Source organism: Scytonema sp. NUACC21 (assembly GCF_054684315.1).
Map to the genome: position 1 here is coordinate 23,070 of NZ_BAAFZH010000044.1, position 22,626 is coordinate 45,695.

At 41.9% G+C, this 22,626-nt stretch carries 19 protein-coding genes and 3 pseudogenes; 9 read left to right on the top strand and 13 right to left on the bottom strand.

Going from position 1 to position 22,626, the window contains the following annotated elements; genetic code table 11:
- Nucleotides 1-146 precede the first annotated feature (146 nt).
- Together ACYRY3_RS05220 and ACYRY3_RS05225 are read left to right on the top strand one after the other, a co-directional pair.
- Entirely contained in the window at nt 147-596 is a 450-nt protein-coding gene (locus ACYRY3_RS05220) for an SRPBCC family protein (RefSeq protein WP_460200656.1), read from the top strand.
- 298 nt (nt 597-894) lie between these two features.
- Nucleotides 895-1,650, top strand: coding sequence for a hypothetical protein (locus ACYRY3_RS05225; RefSeq protein ID WP_460200657.1), 756 nt, complete (start codon nt 895-897; stop codon nt 1,648-1,650).
- A gap of 144 nt (nt 1,651-1,794) precedes the next feature.
- Here ACYRY3_RS05225 and ACYRY3_RS05230 read toward each other — a convergent pair whose 3' ends face one another.
- On the bottom strand, nt 1,795-2,613 hold the full coding sequence (locus tag ACYRY3_RS05230; RefSeq protein ID WP_460200658.1) for an SDR family NAD(P)-dependent oxidoreductase: 819 nt from the start codon (nt 2,611-2,613) through the stop codon (nt 1,795-1,797).
- A 262-nt stretch (nt 2,614-2,875) separates the two neighbouring features.
- Between ACYRY3_RS05230 and psbP the strand changes: the two genes are divergently transcribed.
- Nucleotides 2,876-3,421: a photosystem II reaction center PsbP gene (gene psbP / locus ACYRY3_RS05235; RefSeq protein ID WP_460200659.1), complete on the top strand. Its 546-nt coding sequence runs from the start codon at nt 2,876-2,878 to the stop codon at nt 3,419-3,421.
- Nucleotides 3,422-3,522: 101 nt separating this feature from the next.
- Nucleotides 3,523-4,122, top strand: coding sequence for a Maf family protein (locus ACYRY3_RS05240; RefSeq protein ID WP_460200660.1), 600 nt, complete (start codon nt 3,523-3,525; stop codon nt 4,120-4,122).
- A gap of 380 nt (nt 4,123-4,502) precedes the next feature.
- On the opposite strand, the gene ACYRY3_RS05245 is transcribed toward ACYRY3_RS05240, so the two are convergent.
- From ACYRY3_RS05245 to ACYRY3_RS05255, 3 genes are all read right to left on the bottom strand, one after another.
- A complete protein-coding gene (locus ACYRY3_RS05245) occupies nt 4,503-4,697 on the bottom strand; it encodes a hypothetical protein (protein WP_460200661.1) in 195 nt (64 codons plus the stop codon).
- Between the two features lie 812 nt (nt 4,698-5,509).
- Nucleotides 5,510-5,734, bottom strand: a complete 225-nt coding sequence (locus tag ACYRY3_RS05250) for a hypothetical protein (protein ID WP_460200662.1) — start codon at nt 5,732-5,734, stop codon at nt 5,510-5,512.
- Nucleotides 5,735-6,312: 578 nt separating this feature from the next.
- On the bottom strand, nt 6,313-6,858 hold the full coding sequence (locus tag ACYRY3_RS05255; RefSeq protein WP_460200663.1) for a GIY-YIG nuclease family protein: 546 nt from the start codon (nt 6,856-6,858) through the stop codon (nt 6,313-6,315).
- Between the two features lie 272 nt (nt 6,859-7,130).
- Between ACYRY3_RS05255 and ACYRY3_RS05260 the strand changes: the two genes are divergently transcribed.
- Nucleotides 7,131-8,186, top strand: coding sequence for a threonine aldolase family protein (locus ACYRY3_RS05260; protein ID WP_460200664.1), 1,056 nt, complete (start codon nt 7,131-7,133; stop codon nt 8,184-8,186).
- A 623-nt stretch (nt 8,187-8,809) separates the two neighbouring features.
- Here ACYRY3_RS05260 and atpA read toward each other — a convergent pair.
- The 8 genes and pseudogenes from atpA to ACYRY3_RS05300 all read right to left on the bottom strand — a co-directional run.
- A pseudogene (gene atpA, locus ACYRY3_RS05265) lies at nt 8,810-9,688 on the bottom strand (F0F1 ATP synthase subunit alpha); the annotation flags it as partial.
- A gap of 88 nt (nt 9,689-9,776) precedes the next feature.
- Nucleotides 9,777-10,331: an ATP synthase F1 subunit delta gene (gene atpH / locus ACYRY3_RS05270; RefSeq protein WP_460200665.1), complete on the bottom strand. Its 555-nt coding sequence runs from the start codon at nt 10,329-10,331 to the stop codon at nt 9,777-9,779.
- Nucleotides 10,331-10,891 carry a F0F1 ATP synthase subunit B gene (locus ACYRY3_RS05275; protein ID WP_460200666.1) on the bottom strand — a complete coding sequence of 187 codons (561 nt, stop codon included), beginning with the start codon at nt 10,889-10,891 and terminating at the stop codon, nt 10,331-10,333. The genes atpH and ACYRY3_RS05275 overlap by 1 nt, the downstream gene beginning before the upstream one ends.
- Nucleotides 10,892-11,002: 111 nt before the next feature.
- Nucleotides 11,003-11,497 carry a F0F1 ATP synthase subunit B' gene (locus ACYRY3_RS05280; protein ID WP_460200675.1) on the bottom strand — a complete coding sequence of 165 codons (495 nt, stop codon included), beginning with the start codon at nt 11,495-11,497 and terminating at the stop codon, nt 11,003-11,005.
- A gap of 118 nt (nt 11,498-11,615) precedes the next feature.
- A complete protein-coding gene (gene atpE / locus ACYRY3_RS05285; RefSeq protein ID WP_006278178.1) occupies nt 11,616-11,861 on the bottom strand; it encodes an ATP synthase F0 subunit C in 246 nt (81 codons plus the stop codon).
- 134 nt (nt 11,862-11,995) lie between these two features.
- Nucleotides 11,996-12,751, bottom strand: a complete 756-nt coding sequence (gene atpB, locus ACYRY3_RS05290; protein ID WP_460200667.1) for a F0F1 ATP synthase subunit A — start codon at nt 12,749-12,751, stop codon at nt 11,996-11,998.
- Nucleotides 12,752-12,887: 136 nt separating this feature from the next.
- The gene (locus ACYRY3_RS05295) at nt 12,888-13,349 is read right to left on the bottom strand and encodes an ATP synthase subunit I (protein WP_460200668.1); all 462 of its coding nucleotides are present in this window, start codon (nt 13,347-13,349) and stop codon (nt 12,888-12,890) included.
- 65 nt (nt 13,350-13,414) lie between these two features.
- Nucleotides 13,415-13,951 (bottom strand): annotated as a pseudogene (locus ACYRY3_RS05300) (DICT sensory domain-containing protein); the annotation flags it as partial.
- 1,151 nt (nt 13,952-15,102) lie between these two features.
- On the opposite strand from ACYRY3_RS05300, the gene ACYRY3_RS05305 reads away from it, so the two are divergent.
- Nucleotides 15,103-16,128 (top strand): glycosyltransferase family 4 protein, encoded by a 1,026-nt coding sequence (locus ACYRY3_RS05305; RefSeq protein WP_460200670.1) that lies wholly within the window; start codon nt 15,103-15,105, stop codon nt 16,126-16,128.
- 465 nt (nt 16,129-16,593) lie between these two features.
- Nucleotides 16,594-18,018, top strand: a pseudogene (locus ACYRY3_RS05310) (amylo-alpha-1,6-glucosidase); the annotation flags it as partial.
- Here ACYRY3_RS05310 and ACYRY3_RS05315 read toward each other — a convergent pair.
- Nucleotides 17,959-20,835, bottom strand: a complete 2,877-nt coding sequence (locus ACYRY3_RS05315) for a PAS domain S-box protein (protein ID WP_460200671.1) — start codon at nt 20,833-20,835, stop codon at nt 17,959-17,961. The pseudogene ACYRY3_RS05310 and the gene ACYRY3_RS05315 overlap by 60 nt on opposite strands.
- A 588-nt stretch (nt 20,836-21,423) precedes the next feature.
- Here ACYRY3_RS05315 and ACYRY3_RS05320 point away from each other — a divergent pair.
- Nucleotides 21,424-21,744: a YdhR family protein gene (locus ACYRY3_RS05320; RefSeq protein WP_460200672.1), complete on the top strand. Its 321-nt coding sequence runs from the start codon at nt 21,424-21,426 to the stop codon at nt 21,742-21,744.
- 29 nt (nt 21,745-21,773) lie between these two features.
- Nucleotides 21,774-22,427 (top strand): DUF938 domain-containing protein, encoded by a 654-nt coding sequence (locus ACYRY3_RS05325; RefSeq protein ID WP_460200673.1) that lies wholly within the window; start codon nt 21,774-21,776, stop codon nt 22,425-22,427.
- The last annotated feature ends 199 nt before the right edge of the window (nt 22,428-22,626 follow it).

Genomic DNA, 22,626 nt, shown 5'->3' on the forward strand with positions numbered 1-22,626 from the left:
GAAAAATTAGTTTTATAAAAGTTAAAACAACTAATAACTAACTCTCCAACCATTAGCTGACCTAATAAAAATTTAAAAGCTTGACTCACACTATCAACCCTCCACTAACTACTAACTAATAACTACCGACAACCAAGACTGTTGAAATGCTGCACTTTAAATATTCTTCAGTAATTAATGCACCAGTAGAAGTCGTTTGGAAATTTCACCAAAGACCGGATGTTCTACAATTGCTTACCCCACCTTGGCAACCAGTTCAAGTCCTGCGTCGTGAAGGGGGGCTTGGCAGGGGTGCTATTACTGAATTTCGCCTTTCCCTGGGACCATTACCCTTACGTTGGTTAGCGCAACACACAGAATACGAAGAATATCGCCGATTTACCGATACACAAATTTCTGGGCTTTTTGATTCTTGGGTTCACCAACATATCTTTGAACCAGAAAATGGCAAAACTCGACTGACAGATGAAATTTCTTTCTCCATGCCTGGTGGACAACCCGTCGAACTTTTGAGTGGTTGGCTTATACAAGCACAGCTTGATGCAATGTTTCGTTACCGCCATCACGTTATTAAACGAGAGTGCGAGTCAAGCTAGTACACAAAGGATAAAGTATGAAGGCATTTGGATGAAAGTAACAGGCTTTTACTGGAAGCTTTATAAAGATTTACAATGGTAGCCTTAATTCTGCCGATGTGTGCTAAGTAAATTTTCTTAACAAGAAAATCATGTTTAAATAACTTTTCGTAAAGAAAATATGAAAGCTCAGGGCATTTTGGTGTTCTGGGCTTTTTTCATTGAATAATAATTGAAGTCATTCAGACGTTAAAACACTTAGGTCAATCACCATCTTCACAAACTTGTTGCGGGCTTTACTGTTTAAATCCTGAGAAATATGAAGTTGCTGGAAAGTAAATTGAAATACTTACTTACATTTAAGCTAGCTTTGATTGGTATTACTTCGTCACTATTACTGACACTTGATGCCAAGGCACAAGAGAAGATGACAGGGCAAGCAGAACCAAAAAATCTCCCAATCAATAGCTCATCACTTGCCCAAGGACAAGTTTGTCCATCTCCTAAATTACGACCAAGACGCCAATTTGAGACAGCCAAATACTCTGTCTACATCTGTAGAGGAGAGAAAACAGGTTCTCTTGGCTACTACGTTCGTATTTCCAAAAATGATGGTGGTCGCACGACCTTACCTGTCAGTCAAACAATTGGTGAAACCTATATTGCTGTCAAAGAAGAGTTAGCACACGTTGTCACACCTTATGAACTTTTGGTGAGCAAACAAGGTCGTATCATCCTCAAAGAAAGAGTCAAAAGTGCGGTAAAAGGCGATGGTCAACTTTTAACCATAAGTTGTCCCAAGGATGAAAATACTCTCGTGGAAGCAGAAACAAAAGGTTTCATTATCTACATCTGTGGTCAAGAAGTACCTCGGAGTTATGTCAGCGTTGCTAAAAATGGCAATGACGCAGTAACTCTTCCACTCTTAAGCTACAAGCCTCAATCTGAAACAAAAGACAGCCAATTCCTTGCTGTTAACGGAAATGTCCGTTACATCCTCACACGTAACGTATTAAGAGTGATTCACGATGGTAGAACTATTGTCAAAGAAAAAGTCGTTGGTTGGAATTCGTAGGTTGGGTTGAGGAACGAAACCCAACATTTCACCCATCGCAACATTTAACCACCCTTGGTTGGGTTGAGGAACGAAACCTAAGTAGTACAAATCGGCAGAAATAAGGCTTTCATCCTTTAGCCTTAATACTTCATCCTTTGTCTACTAGTTATCCTTATTTTTCAAAGCTTGACGTGAAGCCCATTGCACCAAACCAGGGAACAATCGATTGAATCCTTGGGATAAATTTGCCGAACCAACCAATACCTCAGACTTCTGATTTTTAACAGCATCCCAGATGGTATTTGCCACATCTTCGGGTTTCTCTACCCCAGGATATTTCAGAATATTCTCAAGTTGTTCTCGGCGACCTTGAGCATCCTGCTCATCCTTCCCACGAAAAACAGCAAGTTCCATGAAGCTACTTTTAATTAAATTTGGATAAATGCCGCAAACGTGAATGCCTTTGGGTTTTAATTCTGCGTGTAATGCTTCCGTCAAGCCTGTCACAGCAAATTTACTAGTAGAGTATGGTACTAAATATGGGGTCGGTACTTTACCACCGATGGAACTTAAATTTACAATAGTCCCTTTTCTTCTTTGAAGAAAATGAGGCAAAATTGCATTGATTGTGTGGATGTATCCCCATAAATTAAGATCTATGATTTCGTGCCAATCACTTAGCGAAAAATCTTCCACCGGACCTTCTGCGAACCTACCTGCATCGTTTATCAATACATCAATATAACCATAATGCTCCAACGCTTTTTCTACCAGACTGTTGACTTGGGACGGGTCTGTAACATCACAAGGAACTATCAGTGGTGCGGAACGACCAAGGCTTTGGATTTCCTGCGCTACGCTTTCCAAACCTTCAATATGACGCGCAGTCAGGGCAAGGTCATATCCTTTGCGAGCAAATAAAAGTGCTGTTGCTTTTCCTATACCTCGGGAAGCACCTGTAATGATTACTGTAGGAGCCATATTGTCTGCTAATAAACGTTATTTACTGTCTATTAGTTTGAGCAACAAAATTTAAGAAACCTTCCGACTTCCGTTAGATTTTACCCGCTTTTCTCCTCTTCCCCTCGTCTGCAGACACTTTTTAACGGGGAAATCCCGGATAGAACTATCCTCCTCTTATCTTCTTCTCTCCCTATTTCCCCGACAGTCCCTCAAGATGAGACAATGGGTACGAGAAATTATACTTGCCTATTTTGGCTTCCAGCCCAAAGGAATAGTGGAAATGTGGAAACGAATTGCATTCATTTTGCTATTGGTGTTTAGCTTCAGTCTAAGCCATTCTGGTGTAGCTGCAGCTGCCGGATTAAAAAGCTACGTAGACACTACTGACGGATATCAGTTCTCATATCCTAATGGCTGGGTGCAAGTTAAAGTTGCCAATGGTCCCGATGTCGTATTCCATGACATCATTGAACCAACAGAGAACGTCTCTGTGGTTGTCAGCCCAGTTCCAGACGGTAAAACTTTAAAGGAATTAGGAACACCAGGAGAAGTAGGATACAAGCTAGGAAAAAATGCCCTTGCTCCTGAAGGATCGGGTCGCCAAGCCGAACTGGTCAACGCTCAAGAACGGGAATATGACGGAAAAACTTACTATATGTTGGAGTATCTGATCGAACTCCCTAATAATCAACAACGGCACAATCTTGCTAGTGTTGCTGTTAGCCGTGGCAAACTTTTGACTTTCAATGCTTCGGTTCCTGAAAGACGTTGGCGTAAAGTCAAACGATTAATAATAGATTCTGTGAATTCTTTCTTAGTGTATTAGTTATTGGTTAGTAGTTAATGGTTATTGGTAAAAATAACTATTAACTATTAGCTACTAACTACTAACTACTAACAAATATCTACTATCTATTCCTTTCATCTATGGGCACCCCATCTTTTGTATTAGCCTCTGCTTCTCCTGCGCGACGCCGTCTTTTACAGACTGTTGGCATTGAACCCGTAGTTTGCCCCAGTGATTTTGATGAGTCTCAAGTTCAATTGAGTGACCCCGCACAACTCGTGCAAACTTTAGCCCAAAGCAAGGCAGAAACTGTGGTTCCTCAATTTGAATCTGCTTTGATAATGGGTTGTGATTCAGTTCTATCTGTGGGAGGCGAAATTCATGGCAAACCTGCAGATGCAGAAGAAGCACGGCAACGTTGGCAAAAGATGCAAGGCAGTTTTGGCGACCTTTACACCGGTCACGCTTTAATCGATCTTTCTCAAAAGCGTACTTTGGTCAGGTGTCAAGTCACACGCGTCTACTTTGCTGCACTAGAACCCAGCACCATTGATGCCTATGTTGCAACGGGCGAACCTCTTAAGTGTGCTGGTGCTTTTGCACTCGAAGGTCGTGGAGGCTTATTTGTGGAAAAAATCGAAGGTTGTCACAGCAACGTGATCGGACTGAGTTTACCCCTGCTACGGCACATGATAGAGGAACTGGGATATAAGGTTACAGATTTTTGGAAAAATGGTTAGTAGTTAGTAGATAGTGGTTAGTAGTTAGTAGTTAGTAGAACAACCAATAACCACTGACTAATAACCAATAACTACTAACTGTTTACTTACTGTAATAAAAAGCAATTTCTTTTTCGGGGAGAGGGGGAGATGGGGAGAGGGTTTTCCGGTTTTTGCGATTATTGTTTAATAATAACTAATTAACCGGACTTAATATTAGATATTTGCATTTCTGATTGTCAGACAAGATAGCACTTGTGTTTCAGGAATTTCAGATGTTTTTGTACGCAAGTATGGCACCAATCCACGTTCTAGATGTTGAAGTCATATTCGTCCTTTGTCACTTGTTTTGATCTCAGGACTGAAGATGCAGGACTCTCAACATAGTTCTGCTTGCCTACTTATGAGTCTCGATCCATGTCAAAAATCACTCGTAATTCAGCATCTGGCATCAGCCGACGTAAGACTGCCAAATGACCATCTGCATCACTGCGGCTGCGGAACCGACCTACAATTGTTTGCTGTGTAGGTGACAGCAAACGAATAACGACCCAAGGTGCAAGTGCTGTGCGATAAGCTTTAGTTTGTCGGTTCACTTATGTTAACTCCCTTTGATTGTGTTCATTAAGACAGTAATTGATACTACTCAACAAAATCTTACTAAGCCTGTCAGTGTTGTTAGCCAATCAATTTCTTGGGTGCATAGAAACGCGAAAATACTTTCCATGCATTAACCTAAGGAGCTTGCATGCACCACAGGCACACAAGAAGTGTTAACGCATCTATCAAGTACACTACGCTAACGCTCTTGCTTTGCACTTCGCGTCTCTACATCCTTATGAAAGCGATAAGCTAACTGTGCAGAGATTCTGGCTTATTATGATTGAAATGACCGCTTGAGTTGCAGAACTTTAGTTCTCGGTGAGATGCAATTCAGTGAATAAAAACTGACTAAAAAGCAGATATTGACTACAGGACTACCTTTGATTGTTTTACTCACACTATCAGTGTCAGTTGTTAAGCCCTGTTTGAAACACTATAGTGGAATTGCTAAAGTGTTAATAAAATGAGATTGAACCAAATATTAGAACTACCCTGAAAAATTTTGAAGTCAAAGCATACATTGGCTCAATAAGAGTTATGTTAAATATTGCCTCCAAGTCTTCAGATAGCCTTATAAAGTCCGTGACTCTTGTTCAAATTCAAAATCCAAAATGCAAAAATTTGTATCTAAATCGGTCATCTTGAATTTTGACATTGTCTAAAGGTAGTGATGAGTCACTACTAATTTGAGGGAAGGTTACACAACCAAAAAGCTAAGTAAAAGTTGGTAAGATGCAAACATGAATTAGGTACAGAAAGGTGCAAACATAATCGCTCCAGTTAAGTTGACAATATCATTGTAGACCTATATTTGTGCGACAGCCAGAGGGGTCTCAACCCACATTTGCAAAATATCTACAGATGACGCCAAAGAACCCAAAATATATAGAGATTGAGTATATCTGGCTGTAAAAGCCCGTGTCACAATCTCCCATGCAGATATTACTGTCTGGATTTTAGTACTGGAGTGTTTTTTTGCTGATTCCAGCATTTTGCAGTAGAGACGGCCACTGCCGCGTTCATCACTCATATTCATACGATGCTACCCAATGATCTAAATTTCTCACTTACATTTACATTCGTTAGAAACGAGAACAGGAAAAAAGGAACATTTGTAACAAAAAGTTGTCATTGTTGCTAGTTAATTCCCACCAAGTTACACGTAGGGAAAGAAATACCCCAGGTTCATCACCTGGGGCACGAACAACACAAAGGCATGACGGTTGGCACTGGAGCAGTATTAAACCCGGTCACAAACCGAAAAGAGGAGTTTTAGCCTTGTGTTATGTGTTTGTTGGTGCAAGAACGTATTAACACTCACAATACCCCTCGAAAAATTTGACTGGTTGCCAAAATGCCAAATTAAAACTTACAGAATCAAAGAAAAAAATTAAGAGTTTTAGATAGAAAAAGGGGAGATACCCCACACCCCTGCATTCAGCAAAAGGCTTATAAATTAAGAGATAGAAGCAAGAGTTTTAGATAGGGTATGAGGGGATAAACCCCACACTCTCATATTTAAAACTGACTTAATTAATAATAAAAAAAGGCAAGAGTTTTAGATAGGTATGGGGGGATAAACCCCACACTCTCATATTTAAAACCCGCTTATTTCAAATCGAGCAAACCATTTTCCTTTAATTTAGGATTAAAACGAATTTGTGTTTGCAACCCACGTGCCTCTAGAAGGGCTGAAATTTCAGCCTCTACTCGCCGTGCCACGTTTTTGATGATTTTGGTTTTCTCCAACTCATCCTTCATTGGATTTTCATAATTGATTTTTTCTTCAGGTGTCATGACTGCTTTCACGTCTATTGGCTGCGTCCATTTTTCTTTACTATCTGTATTTCCTGAGGGGATACTGCCATTTTCAGAAATCCAAGCTTTCTCAATATTTTCCAGGATTGTCCGGCTTGGACGTTCAATTGTTTGTACTTTCACCCAATGGCACTTATCTGGCTGACGTACTAAATGCTGTCTTAAGCTGAGATACACATCGCGGGAGTATCCAACAAATTGCAGTACTTTTTCTCGGTCATAAATTGCATAAACTCCAATTTTTCCTTGCAAGTCTTCAGGTAATTGACCGCGAGCGTCAATGTAGGGAAGATATTCCAAGTTCTTTAGAGAAGGAATATTAGTTTCATCTGTCATAAGCCAATTGCAAAAAATGAAAAGATAATAGCATTGATTGCTAACGCTATTATCTGATACCCCGCCAACCTCTTAAGGCTGATTTATTAACTGGCAAACCTAGTAGGTACTACGGCTCAAGCAGAAGTGCTGAGTTTCCCGCAATACGGAAGGGCGGTGAGACCGGGGAACACAGGGGGTGTGTCGTTTCATGGCAATTTCGCTACCATGTGAAGTATATGTTTGCAAACATAGATCGAGCATATATACTGTTATTTTCTGTAAAGTAGCTCATGAACTTTTGTAGCGATAATGTTGTCGGGGTATCCCCAGAAATTATGGCAGCGCTAATGGCAAGCAATCATGGTATGGCTATGCCTTACGGTAACGATGATTGCAGCCAGCACTTGAATGTTCTGTTGTCCGAATTGTTTGAGACAGAGGTGTTAGTATTTCCTGTAGCTACTGGTACTGCTGCCAATGCACTTGCTCTGTCAATGATGACACCAAACTACGGAGCAATTTACTGTCACTACCAATCCCATATCAACTGTGATGAATGTGGGGCTCCTGAATTTTTTACGGGCGGAGCAAAACTGGTAACACTACCAGGAGAGCATGGCAAGATAAAGGCAATTGATTTAGCCATCGTACTTGCTCGTGCTGGTGTTGGTGTTGTGCATCACGTCCAACCTGCTGCTGTCAGTTTGTCACAAGCAACTGAAGCTGGCACAGTATACAGCATTGATGAAGTTTCTCAAATCGCGGAGGTTGCTCGCTCTCATGGGCTAACACTGCACATGGATGGTGCGCGGTTTGCTAATGCTGTCGTCAACTTGGGATGTAGTCCGGCTGACATAACTTGGCGTGCTGGAGTAGACGTGTTATCTTTTGGTGCTACTAAGAATGGGGCAATGGCAGCAGAAGCGGTTGTATTTTTTAATCACGATCTAGCCCATACATTCCGCTATCGTCTCAAGCGCAGCGGACATTTATTTTCTAAAATGCAGTTTTTGTCTGTACAGTTAGAAGCTTACGTTAAAAATGATTTGTGGTTGAAGAACGCTGCTCATGCCAATCAAATGGCAAGAAATTTAGCTCAAAAGTTAACAACGCTACCCGGAATTACCCTGTGCCATCCCGTAGAAGCAAACGAGATATTTGTTCAAATGCCGGAGCAAATCATTGTAGGTCTTTTGAATGAAGGCTTTAAGTTCTATCGATGGGATGGGGAAGATTCTACAATAGTACGCTTGGTCACTGCTTTTAATACCACGGAAGAAGCGATCGCAGCGTTTTTTAATGCTGCTCAGGCACGCTGTTTTGAGCATTTGCCATTGACCTACTAGGTGCAGACGTTACCGCAAAATTCTCAAAGTTAAATTGATACTGATTCAGGGTTTTGCGTATATTTTTACACTATATTGCTTTGTTACTTTCATGATTGCCATTATTATAACCTTTTGCGAGAATTTATATATGTTCCCCTCCTTAACCAGAAAGCTGCACACCGCTAACTGAAAAAGTCTAAGAAGCTAGCTTCATCAAGCTAGCTTGGCAAAAAACAAAAAACAGCTTGAACACTTCAGTCTGAATGCGCTCTACCTTTAACTATTGGGCTAAATAGGTTGGCTGTTCCCAAATCAAAATATTAGTACTGCAGTACTAATAAAGCAAAATAGCAGTACATCTATATAATACGTGTTGCCCCCGAATTTGTTAGGATGATTAGTACATCAACACTAGTTGCTGTTATACTATTATATAGATGTAAAAAGTTAGCAGTGATTTCTTAGGGATTAGCAAGAAGTATTTTGCTTAAGCCCCACTGAGTTTGCCATAATATTCATGACTTACTAAATTTCGCCTCCCGCTGAAAAATTTTCCAAAATTTTTTCAGTAAAGTCTTAATATTGGCAATAGGGATGCTATATTAGTAAGTCTAGTAGTGTGTGTACATATTTAGATAGTCGAATACGTCTCCAGGATAAGCTTCCCGTCCGGGTGGACGACGCAGCAACAGGGACATTTGACGATAAGCTGCTGCTTGCTTGGAGAGGTCATCGTAGATTACCAGAGTTGCTTTGCCTTTGTACATGAAGTACTCAGCAATGGAAGCACCGGTGTAAGGAGCCAAGAACTGTAGGGTGGCGGGGTCTGATGCGTTAGCGGCGACAACCACTGTGTAGTCCAGTGCGCCTCTATCCTGCAATGTTTGAACCACGTTAGCTACAGTGGATGCCTTTTGACCAACAGCAACGTAGACGCAAATAACGTCCTCTTCCTTTTGGTTGAGGATTGTGTCAATAGCGATCGCAGTTTTTCCGGTTTGACGGTCACCAATGATCAGCTCCCGCTGACCGCGACCGACGGGAATCATTGCGTCGATAGCTGTAATCCCGGTTTGCATCGGTTCGCACACGGATTTACGAGCTACGATACCGGGTGCAGGAGATTCAATCAAACGGTTTTCTGTTGCCTTGAGGTCTCCCTTACCATCAATTGGACGACCTAAAGCATCTACAACTCGTCCAACCAAGGCTTCTCCCACTGGCACCTGAGCAATTTTGCCAGTAGCAGTTACGGAGCTACCTTCTTGAATAGTACGACCTTCACCCATCAACACTGCGCCCACGTTATCTTCTTCTAAGTTTTGGGCGATGCCAACGGTACCATCTTCAAACTCAAGGAGTTCGCCAGCCATGACCTTATCCAGACCATAGATGCGAGCGATACCGTCACCTACTTGTAAAACGGTACCAACATTCTGCACCTTGACTTGTTGGTCGTATTGTTCTATTTGTTGCTGAATAATGCTGCTGATTTCGTCTGGTCTAATGCTAATTGCCATTTGTCTATCTTCTTTCTTTCGAGACGGAAGGGAGTGTGTAATTATGAATGCTGAGAATTACTTTCATAATCCATCATTCATAATTTTTTTAGGCGCTAGTTAAGCGCAAGGACAGGCGGCGCAGCTGACCCCGGATACTGGCGTCAATGACTTGAGATCCTACTCTTATGATGACACCTCCAATGAGCTCGCGGTCAATTTTTGTATCTAATTCCACCTCGCGAGCACCAGTCATTGCTATCACCTTTTCTCTAATTGCTTGCTGCTGTGCATCAGAAAGAGGAATAGCAGAAATGACTTCCGCCAGAACAGTTTGTTTGAGTTGCCGCAACAGCGCCAAATATTGCTGACAAATTTCTCTCAGCAACAAAATGCGCCGTCTATCTACCAGCAGCAACAAAAAATTGCGGAGGTAAGCATCAGCGTTATCACCTAGGATTCGGTTAATCACCGACTTTTTGTCTTCTGCTGCAACGAACGGGTTGGCAAGAAAGTTCTGCAATTGCTCGCTTTGTGAAAGCAAACTCAGTAAAGAACGCACATCTTCGCCAATCCGGTCTGTCAAATCTCTTGATTGTGCTACTGACATCAATGCGGCTGCATAGGGCTGCACTATTTCGGCTGTTGCTACATTATTTTTCATTAGCTTCCTCCTAAGAGCGCTATGCTGCGATCGATTAGTGTATGCTGAGCATCATCGGCAATTCCAGCCTGCAGCTGCGACTCTACTCTCTGCAATGCCATAGCAACTACCCGTTGCCGCAGTTCAGCAATAGCTTTCTCTCTTTCTGTATTTAAATCCGCTACTGCCGTTTCCCGCATCCGCTCAACATCAGTAGCGGCTTGAGCCAGGATTGCTTCTCTTGCTTTTTGAGCGTTCCCTTCCGCTGCTTGTCTGATTTTTTCTGCTTCTGCTTGAGCTTGAGCCAGCTTTTGTTGCTGTTCTGCAAGCGCTTCTGCTGCATCTTTGGCGCGTTTCTCTGCTGTTTTAATTGCAGTTTCAATACGTTCGCGGCGTTGTTGGAGCGTACTGCCTAAAACTTTCCGCCCAAAGACAAACAGTACAGTAATAATAATCGCAAGGTTAATCAGGTTGGTTTCTAATATATTGGTATTTATACCAATACCACCTTCACTTGCGGTTTCTGCTAACTCTCCTCCGACGGCGGTAGCTTCCGCCATCAACAGTAAAAAAGTCCCCATCTTCTCTCATCCACTACTGCGCTGCCAAAGCTGAATTTTTTGTCATTGGTCATGAGTCATTAGCTATTGGTTGCTCACCACTAACTACTAACTACTAACCACTAACCACATTTACCGACTTACTAAATCTGCTCCTAAGAGCTTTTCTAGTAATTGGCGACTGAGGGCGTCCACCTCTTGCTCTAAGGATGCAAGAGCCTGCTGTTTTTGCTGCTCAATTTCACGCGCTGCCTGTTCTCGTTGTGCTTGAGCTTCTCTTTGCGCGTCTGCTATCTTTTCTGCAGCCGTTTTCTGTGCTTGTGCTTGAGCTTCAGCAATCATTGCTTGTGATTGCCGTCTTGCTCCAGCTAATTCCTGCTCGTACTGAGAAGCCAATTTCTCTGCTTTCGTTAAGCGTTCTTGAGCTTCCAATTGATTATTGCGGACGTAATCATTCCGCTCATCAATTGCCTTACCCAAGGGCTTGTAGAAAATCGCGTTTAATACGACCGCTAAAAGTAGAAACTGAAGCGCCATAAAAGGTAGAGTGGCATCTAAATCAAATAGCCCCCCTTCCTTAGTAGCTTCTTGTGCAGCTTCTACAGCAAATAGAGTTATCCACTGCATCATGATTGCTTACTCCTCTTTAAATATTTAGGGGGTAGGGGTTAGGAGCTAGGGGTCAGAAGACATGGAAAATATTCGCTAACTCCTGACCCCTGACCCCTGACCCTTGACCCCTTAATTATGCGAAGGGGTTAGCAAACAGCAGTACTAGAGCAACCACCAGACCGTAGATGGTTAACGCTTCCATGAATGCCAAACTTAACAGCAATGTACCGCGAATTTTACCTTCTGCTTCTGGCTGACGGGCAATACCTTCTACAGCCTGACCTGCTGCATTACCTTGACCAATACCAGGTCCAATAGCAGCCAAACCAACAGCTAAAGCAGCAGCTAAAACGGAAGCAGCAGAAATTAATGGGTCCATGATCTTCTTTCCTTCTTTACTGAATGGATATTGGGTTTTAGGTTTTGATTTTGCGGTTGTTAGCGGTTAGTCTCTAGTGGTTAGTTGTTAGTTGTTCTCAGTCCTACTAACTACTAACTACTCACTACTAACTACTAATGACCGTGCTCTTCACCACCATGATGGTCTTCTATCGCTTCACCGATATAAGCAGCCGCCAAAGTAGCAAAAATTAGTGCCTGGATAGCACTGGTAAACAGTCCCAGAGCCATTACTGGCAGAGGCACAAACAAAGGTACCAGCAGTACGAGTACCCCTACAACCAGTTCATCAGCCAAAATGTTACCGAATAAACGGAAGCTCAGGGAAAGAGGCTTGGTAAAATCTTCAATAATTTTGAAAGGCAACATAAATGCCACTGGCTGGACATAGTTGCCAAAATACCCTAAGCCCTTCTTACTGAAACCAGCGTAAAAATACGCTAGCGATGTCAACAACGCTAAGGCAACAGTTGTGTTGATGTCACTGGTAGGCGCTGCTAGTTCACCTTCTGGCAGATGAATCAGCCTTAAAGGAACAAGTGCCCCTGCCCAATTTGACACGAAAATGAACAAAAACAAAGTGCCAACAAATGGCACCCAGGGGCGATATTCTTTCTCGCCAATCTGGTTTTTTGCCAAATCCCGAATAAATTCTAGGGCATACTCCATGAAGTTCTGTAGCCCGCTCGGAATTCGCTTGATGTTACTGCTAGCAGCAACTGAGGCTATTACTAGTATACCCATCACCAACCAGGAGGTGAGAAATACCTGCCCGTGCAGTTTTAAATTGCCTATTTGCCAGTACAGATGTTTTCCCACTTCCAATTCTGCAAGGGGAACAGAATTGAAGATGTTCAGAAAATTCAGCATTTTCTTGACCTATCTATCATCTCTCCAATCTTAACTGGAGAAGAGGAGCTTTCTTTGCGCTGTGGATTGTCGAGAAACTTTCCGGCGTGGATTTTCCGGATAGCTTTCGTCCTCACGCAAAGTGCGCGTGAACTTTTTATTGTTGCCGGAGCTTTGGTAAGTCAGAGACAAATGCCACCCTAACTACGTAAATGATGAGCGTTGCTTTATAGGTGAGAAATCCCAACAATATGGGCAATATTTGTAATTGATTCCACCGCGATGCTAGTAAAATCAACCCCACTAATAACGCTAACCGAGTTTTGCTCAGCTGCTTTTTCTCTGTCCCCAAACGCTCAACATCTTTTGCCAACATTCTCAAGTAAACCACACCTGTGCATGCCCCAAGCAAATAATTTAGGGCAATGTTTAAGGAGCAGAAAACCCAAACAGAGATAAAAATAACCCCTGTTAAGACCAGAGTGATGAGCAGCAACTCCTGGTAGAGTTGATAAAACTCTTGCATTGAAGAGTTTACTGGTTCTGGGTCTTCAAAACCAGGGCTTGCATCTTGTTGTGTTGTCGGTGTGGACTCAATTGACTCGTCTGACAAGCTCACGGGACTTGGAACCAGTACGGTTAATTTATCTTGACTGTTTATTCAGCCAGCTGAATCATATCACGTTCCGGTCTGTATACCAAAATTCGGTTCAGTAGCAATTGAGCTGCTTTGAGACTCACTCCTCGTTCTGCTGTCCAAATGCCTTCAAACCTTCGCGCCGTATCCATATCTAAGTTGGGGCTTACCTCGCGCATTTTCCTGTTTTTGGTTATGGAACCAACACTCTCCCGACAAACCAAACAAGTCGCGTAGTTTTGGGCAATTACCACCAAGTGCCACTCTTGACTTAAAGCATCTTCTGCTTCAAAGGCAATTTTTTCATAGTATTCCGAGCTATTGGTAAAATCCGTTTCTGGTGCTGATAGTACGTATATCTGATTGCTTCGCTGAGCTAGCCTCTGATACCGATGAGCTTCTTGGCGGTAAAATCTCTCTCGTTGAAAGCTGGCAATCACTAAAGGCTGCTCCAAAGTCGCAGCCAAAACCTGATCTTCCATCGCGTGGGAGAGCGCCGTTAGCGAAGCTTTGAAATATATCTGGGGCCGCAGGTAGGGTAGAGCCTGTAGCAATTCACTCAGCACGGAAGTCGAAATGCTCATCAATGTCTTACAGAAGCCACAATCACTGTTCGATCCACATCACAGCTGCATTGTACAAATTACAACGGACTCTTAAGTTAATGAGATGGTTGCAATATGTAAAGAATCGTAAAACTTTCCTTATCCTCGTCTTGAGGATTTCAGGAAAAGGGTTTGGGGCATGGGTCTTTCATACAGAGGCAGAACACCTGCCCCAGCCATCTTACGTTTTCGTTATTCATTGCCTGACGTTAGGAAGTTATAGATAATAGCTGACTTGCCTAATCTAATATAGTTCACCGAGATCTAATTTAGAAAGTGCTATTACCATAGGGAGCAATATGTATTTGACGTGAGGATTGTTAGTAGTTAATGGATGGTGGGTACTAACTACTAACAAAATCCACTATCCAATCTTTGCGCGATCGCACTCAATCCGTTTATTTATGCCAATATATTAAAAAAGCTTGATTTATTTCACACATTGTCTACTTGTAAGCCAAATTGAGAAAATTCTGAATTTATAAGTTGTATGAAGGAAACAAATTATTGCCAGGGTTGACTTTCTGCCCAAACAATTTTTCTTTATAAAATTTTTATTAATAATAATTATTATTAATTTTGCCAATTACTAAGCTATTTCAATGAGAAAGAACAGGTAATTTTTGTGCCATATCAGCCTAAATATATTTATGTAAATTCCATCCAAAAAAAGTACTTTTTCACCAATTAATAGCTTGATAATTGTATAACTCTTTACAATATTTTTTCCGATTTTTGAGTTGGTGAAAAACCTTGAAAACATTGCGTGAACTGCTTAAGAGTTGCTAAATGTACCTATGTCATGTAAGATGAAATTGTTATGAAATTTTAAAAAACTTCAACTATGCTATGAGCTGAAAGCAGCTGAGTTAGGCGATCGCTTATAGACAACAAAAGCCTTGATGGAGGGAATGAGCTTATCTAAATAAATTTTTTGACAGAAAAACAGAGAAAATCGTTCCCGAATACCTCGATCCAGAATGGATAAAGTTTACGACAGTTACACCATCATGGCTTGCAACAAAAGTAAACATAAGGCATTGCATATTTGCCCAAATTGGCTGAAACTAACCAGTTTCTATCATCAAATATTTTGGGTGAATATGCCGTCCTTTCTGCTCAGGTGAAACATGAAAATAGCCCAAATTTCTCCTTTATGGGAGCGTGTACCTCCCTTTCGATACGGTGGTACTGAACTCATTGTTCAGTTGGTTACAGATGAATTAGTCAGGCGCGGTCATAATGTTACCTTGTTTGCGTCAGGTGACTCGATAACGAAAGCAAATCTCTGTTCAGTTCACGAGAAAGCGCTACGGCTTGACCCCAAAATCAAAGAACCAGCCGTTTACGAACAAATGTTGCTGGCTGAGGTTTATCACAACGCACATCATTTCGATATCATTCACTCTCACGTTGGTTGCCCTGCCCTACCCTACTGCAGTTTTGTCAAAACGCCTACCGTACATACAATGCATGGTATCTTTACAGCGGATAACGAAAAAATGTATCGGCGTTTTTCATGGCAACCTTTCATCAGTATTAGTGAGGCACAGCGAGAACCACGTTTGGGTTTAAATTACATCCACACTGTCTACAACGGTATTGATACAACTGCATATTCATTCCACCCCGAACCCATAGAACCGAGATATCTAGCATTTGTGGGGCGGTTTTCTCCCGAAAAAGGTCCGGTGGAAGCGATTAAAATTGCCCGTGCTACTGGCTTACCACTAAAGATGGCTGGGAAAATTGATGTTGTCGATCGAGAATATTATCGCGAACAAGTGGAACCGCTCATTGATGGCGAACAGATTCAGTACCTTGGGGAGGTGTCCCACGAGGAAAAAGTTAAGCTTCTCGGTGAAGCAGCTGTAACTTTATTCCCTATCGCTTGGCGCGAACCTTTTGGTCTAGTGATGATTGAGTCGATGGTAACGGGTACGCCTGTGATTGGTATGAGATTGGGTTCAGTCCCAGAGGTGATAGCTCATGGAAAAACAGGTTTTGTTTGCCATTCGGTGGAAAAAATGATTGAAGTCATTCCAGACGCTATGAAGTTAGATCGCAAGACTTGTCGGGAATACGTTCTCAGTCGTTTCAGCGTTGAGTCTATGACTAACGAGTATGAAAGGGCTTACAACATGGTAATAGGTTGAGCAGGGAAGGGAGCTGCCAATTCCAAATCTGGTTGTGTTGGGTTTTGTTGCTCAACCCAACCTACGTCTTAGATAAGATAATATGTAGTTAACTCAGTTAAATTATTTCTAAAAATAATATGTGTATTGTTTTTCAGAAGTTTTTACAAAATTGTAGGTAGTAAATTAGAAATGTTCTCTTTGAGTTGTTTGTTATACGTCTGCTTATTGTAAGCTAGGTGGAGATGGAATGGAAAAATTTCCTCACAATGTAGCCACTATACCTTTTTATAAATTTTACAAAAAATAGCTCTTTATAAAGATTTGATGTTGTGAGTTTTATTCATGCCCTGTTACTTGTGGTATGTGATTATTATTTTTGCTCAGTGGCTCAAATCAATCTGCATCAGCGTCTTTTTTTCCTGTTGACGCTGACGCGATTTACGAAGAAAAATTAGTAGACCTGTATACACGGAATATTGGCTGATGACACCGGATACCCTAATGACACCGGAGAAAGTTGTTCTGGACGGAAAAACGTTTGTTCCTGCTGACCAAGTACCTATCCCAGAGTGGCCCTGTGTAATAAGTGAAAAACCGCAGCCGACGCTAACGGTTAAAGATGACGATTTATTTTTCATAACAGACACTTTGGGAAATATCTCTGGCTGTGGGCTGGGTGATGGCAATCCCAGCATGGGGCTGTTCTGTAGTGATACGCGTTTTCTCAGTCGTTTAGAGTTGCAAATTGAAGGGCATTCTCCCGTACTCTTAAGCAGTACAGCTGACAAAGGTTTTTCTCTTTCGGTTTTGTGTACAAACCCTAGAATAGACGAACGTCTAAGACCTGATACATTGGGTATTCGTCGGGAAATCGTGCTGAATGGAGCACTATTTGAAGAGTTAGAAGTTTCCAATTATAGCACAACTTCCGTCCGTTTTGAGCTAAGCATTAGCTTTGATGCAGATTTTGCTGATTTATTTGAAGTCCGTGGCTATAGCAGGAAACAAAGAGGTAAGCTTTTGCGCCTGATAGAACCAGCACACGAGGAAGGAACGCTCAATGAAAACCTTCCCCCACAAGCTCAAACCCCGACTCACAAAGAACAAACTCTTTCTCTCGCCTACCAAGGAGTTGATGGCTTGGTCATGGAATCTCGCATCCAATTTCAGTATCGCCAACCAGACTATTTCAAAGGATATACTGCTGTTTGGCAATTGGAATTGGCTAGCCATGAAACCCAAAAATTGGGCTATCGGGTGAATGTGCTGACTAACAACCAGTCTAGTTCTACCGTCAGCGCGGCTATCACCTTGGGACAGGCAAAAGCTTCTGAGTTGATGGAGGAACAAAACTGGGCACACCAAATTACACAAATTCGCTCAGACAAAAGTTATTTCAATCGTATTATTGAGCGAGCCGAGCAGGATATGTACCTGTTGCGCCAATCTTTTGGTAAGTATAAAACTGTTTCGGCTGGTGTCCCTTGGTTCTCCGCACTATTTGGTCGCGATTCGATCATCACAGCTTCCCAAACTTTATTGTTAAACCCTCAGATTGCCAAAGAAACTTTGTTTATATTGGCGAATTACCAAGGTAAAAAAGATGACGAATGGCGCGAAGAAGAACCGGGTAAGATGTTGCACGAGTTGCGCTTTGGAGAATTGGCACGCTGTCAGGAAATTCCCCATACACCTTACTACGGTACGGTGGATGCTACTCCCTTATGGCTGATGCTATATGCCGAGTACTATGCATGGACTCACGATGGAGAAACTCTAGAACAACTTTGGTCTAATGCACTTGCGGCAATGGAATGGATTGACCGCAATATGAAAGACACGGGTTACCTAAGCTACTACCGGAAATCCAAGCAGGGGCTTGCCAATCAAGGCTGGAAAGATTCTGGTGTCATGACTCATATTAGCAAGAAATTCGCTCTTAGCGCGGTTTGCAGTTTCGGCTTCTCGCTTGGCTTGCTCTAAGGCAAAGTTTTTGTGGGTGAGTTCTTCGCTTCTACGGGTTTGTTCTTCCAAAAGAGCCGCTTGAGCCAGTGCAATACCCACCTGAGCGGCTACCGATTCTAGCAACTCAATCTCATCCGGTGTCCACTTGCGGATGCGATCGCACTGATGTAATCCCATCAAACCATTCGTTTCCCCTTGGTAAGAAGTACGAATAGACACCATTGACTTGATTTGAAGTTGATGACACAGGTGAAGCACGGGCTGAAACAACGTTTCAGTATTCACATCTGGTGTGGTAATTGCTTTATCTTGACGTAACACCGCTTCAGCATGATGATTCCCTGCAACGGGGATTTTGATTTCATTAATTGATTTGTAGTTTCCGCTTAAATATTCTGCGACTAAAGGTAATTGAGGTTCTGGTTCTGCAATATAAGCGTGAATGAGACAGCGATTTACACCAAACGCTTGTCCAATTTGAATAGCAGCGGTTTCAAAAATATGTTGTGTCTTAAGATTTTGGCGAATTTCATCTGTAATTTGCTTCAGCAGCACCATTTTATGCAATTGTTGTTGCAAAGCATCTTCAGCCTGTTTGCGCTTGGTGATATCCTCTGCAATACCTGCAAAGCGGTAAAACTGCCCGTTGCTGTCAGAAATGGGAAAAAACCGAGCAACAATCCAGCGAATGTTGTCATCTGGTCGAATAATCCGGTAAGTTTCATTAAATTCTTCTCCCTTCTGAATTTGAGCATTAAAAGCAGCACGAATTCGGGCTAAATCATCTGGATGCACCAAGTTCAACCAGGAATGGGGATTTCGATACAAGCTGGCAAGGCTCTTACCCCAAATTCGTTCATAGGCTGGAGAAATGTAAAGTATTTGACCAGTTTGAGCAATCATGAAAAAGACCTGATGGATATTTTCTGCTAACTGGCGAAACTTTTCTTCACTCTCACGCAGCGCTGCTTCTGCTCGTTTGCGTTCTGTGATTTCAGCAACAACAATCCCAATCCCAATTGGCTGATTTGTGATTGAGCGGATGGGGAAATAAGAAACCAGCCATGTCCGAGTCACGCCAGGTAACTTCTGTGTTTCTCCAGTAATCTCAACGTAAAGGATAGGCTCACCTGTACTGAAGACTTGTTGAAAAATTTGCTCTTGTTTCGGCGCTAAATCGGGTACAATCTCCCAAGGTGTTTTACCAATATGCTCTGCCACAGACACACCATTAATTTCCGCTAGCCCTTCATTAATGAAAGTAAAGCGTAGCTGACTATCCAGAACTGTCATACCTACAGGAGCACTGGTAATAAAAGCATCAAGCATCTGTTGCTTTTGGGTCAACTCTTCTTCCAACACCTTACGTGCGGTAATATCTGTCACCATTGCTAAAGCACCTGTATATTTCCCTGCTTCATCAAAAAGCGGTGCAGTACATAGCATTGCCCATAAATCGGAACCATCTTTGCAGCAGAACTTGAAATCGTGATTTTCCTGAATCCCTTGGTTCCGTCGTTCTATGTAAAATTGAGCAAGCTTCTGCTCTTCTACTTTCATAAAGGCGAACAAAGGCATTCCCTGCATTTCCTCTACGGTGTAGCCCAGCATTTGAGCCATCCTCGTGTTGGCAAAGCTGGTTTTGTTATCAGCATCCAGCATCCATATGCCTTCTGCGGTGGTTTCAACAATTTGCCGATACCGTTTTTCGCTCTGTCTCAGGGCAATTTCTGTTTGCTTGCGATCGCTAATATCCTCAACTACATAGGAAAAACGGGGACTTTCTCTATCTGTTCCACCAATATAGCAAACCGTAGCAGACAACCATTTAATCGTTCCCTCTTGGTTGTGCTGATACTCAAAACGCACTGGTTGACCCGTAAGTTGGCTCTCCCGATAATGACTTATCCACGTGCGTATATATTCTAGAGATGCGCCCATTTGACTGGCTAGTTGATTTTGCATTGCTTCTGAAGTTGTGCCAAAAAATTGAGCGGTAGCAGCGTTATTAGATAAATGTAAAATGTCATCATCAAGTACTTCTACCACACCCATCATCAGTGGTGCTGAGTCATAGAAGCTACGTAGTATCGCCTCCTTTTCCCTCAGTGCGGCTTCAGCTTGCTGGGTGTGAACGAGTTCTTCTTGTAAACTTTTATTAGCATCTTGCAATTGTGCTGTTCGCTCGGCAACCCTTGCTTCCAGTTCTACATTGGCTCTTTGGGCTTGTTCGAGCAACATGGCTTGTTGAATAGCGTTCGCCACCTGTACTGTTAAGTTTTCTAAAAACTCTACTTCTTCTGGTTGCCATTGGCGAGTATCACTACAGTGATGAGCAATCAAAAGCCCCACAGGTTGATTCTGCTCGTTTAAAACGGGTAAATGACGAATGCGATGTTGCTGCAGTCGTTGGATAACTTTCACTGTCTCTGTTGCTTCCCATTCTTGACACGTAATCAGTTCCCGTGCCATCACTTCAGAAACCTTCGTTTCCTTGAGACTGCGCCTTTCTGCGGCTATCCTGACCAAATCTCGCTCTGTTAATAAACCAACTAATTGTTGCTGTTCTACTACCAAAACACAACTGGCTCGAATGGGATTTTCTGGTTTCGTTTCTGACTCTATGAAAGAGCTAATATGACCCACTTGACCCATCAGCGTTACTGTCTCAAGTAAAGAAGCATCCGGAGCCACTGTAATGAAACGGCGCTCAATACAGTCACTTGAAAGGAAAAGCTGCGAGGTATCTGGCGGTTGCATGGCAGATCCTTAGTGTAATACAACTAAACGACAATAAAAATTACAAACTCCGCTCTCATGTGCGAAATTCACTTTTATTTTTCCCCATGCTTTTCCATAAATCTCAACAACAAGGGAACAGGGAATCCTGATAAAGCATAGATGTGCGATCCCCAGTACAACCTGCACATCGAAGTGGAATGCTACTGGTTGTAAAGAAATATAAATAACAGCTAAAAAGCTACATAAATTATGTGTTTCCTTCCTACAAGTCTACAAAGGCAAAATTCAAACAATTTATCTTTATCTACCACTTACAAAAATAACAGGGTGAAGCGTTAAGAAGGCATTTCAGCCCACAATAATGTCGAATTCGCAAAGCTGTATTTTAATTTAAGTCACTAGTACTGGCATGGCAGCACTCACAGTTTACTTTAACTTTCTATACTACCCAGATTCAACTTTAGCATACCGCTGTCAAAAAATGTAGCTAAAGTTACAAAAAAAGACCGGACGCACGTTCTATATCCCCAGAGTTTAATTGAGCTAATTTTGATTTTATAGAAGAAAATAATAGAAGTAGAACTCAGCATCAAGTCACAAATACCCATGAGTAAACTATTTCTCTACGCCGAGTATCAAGTATCTATACCTTTCACTCAAATTGATTGGGTTTCCATCAATGTAGAAATGAAAAAATTCTCAGGACTGCAATCTAAAACCTGGTTAAGTGGTATCAACACCAATACTGTAGGTGGTTTTTATGAATTTGATTCGCTAGAAAACGCACAAAAATATATTGATAGCTTGTTAATTCCATTTGCAAAACAGATTAATGGAAATTTGACTGTGAAACTTTTTGATGGTGAGATCGCGAAAGAAGCCAGCATTGGTATGAATTCTCCCTTTTATTCGATAGGCTCTAAATAGTGCAACTCAACAAAATACAGAAGCAATAAATGTCACCAATAGAAAAACCTACACTGGACCCACATCCACTTAGTCCTTATGTTGCTTGGGCAGGCAATCGCAACCGTGATGCTATTCTAGAAGTATTCAAACAAAGGCTACCCAACAGCGAAGGTCAAATTCTTGAGTTTGCCTCTGGTAGTGGTATGCACATCAACTACTTCGCTTCCCATTTCCAGCATCTAAGTTTTCAACCCTCAGACATGAATGAAGAAGTGTTTGAAAATATTAGGCAATTAACTCAACAGACTCAAGCCCAAAACGTCCAACCACCAATCAAATTGAACTTAATTCAACCACAAACTTGGTCAGTTTTAGCTGGAAAAAAGTTTGATGCCATTTTCTGTATTAATATTTTTCAAGTTGCACCAATCTCTGTTGCGGATGGCATGATGAATTGTACAGTCAACTATCTCAGTGCTCACGGCTCGTTATTCATCTATGGTCCATTTAAAATGGATGGCAAGTATACAACACCTTCAAACGAAGAATTTGATAGAACTCTTCTATCTTATAAAGTCCCAGAATGGGGTTTAAAAGATGTAGCAGATATCACAAATACTGCTCAAAAATATGGGCTAAAGCTAAAGGAAATTATTGATATGCCAGCCAATAATTTTACTCTCGTTTATAGTTTGGGTTGATGAATTGTCAAGGAGCGCAGCAATCCTGTGCTCCTAAAGACATGGTTTATTTGTTAAGAAATTTGTGTAAATATTTTATCTCTATAATTAAGAATATAGGTTCTTGCTAGGAGCTCCACATGATATCATGTCCGGGTAAAGACTTATCATTAAGGCAGATGGGGAGATGGGGAGAGGGGGAGATGGGGAGAGGGTTTTC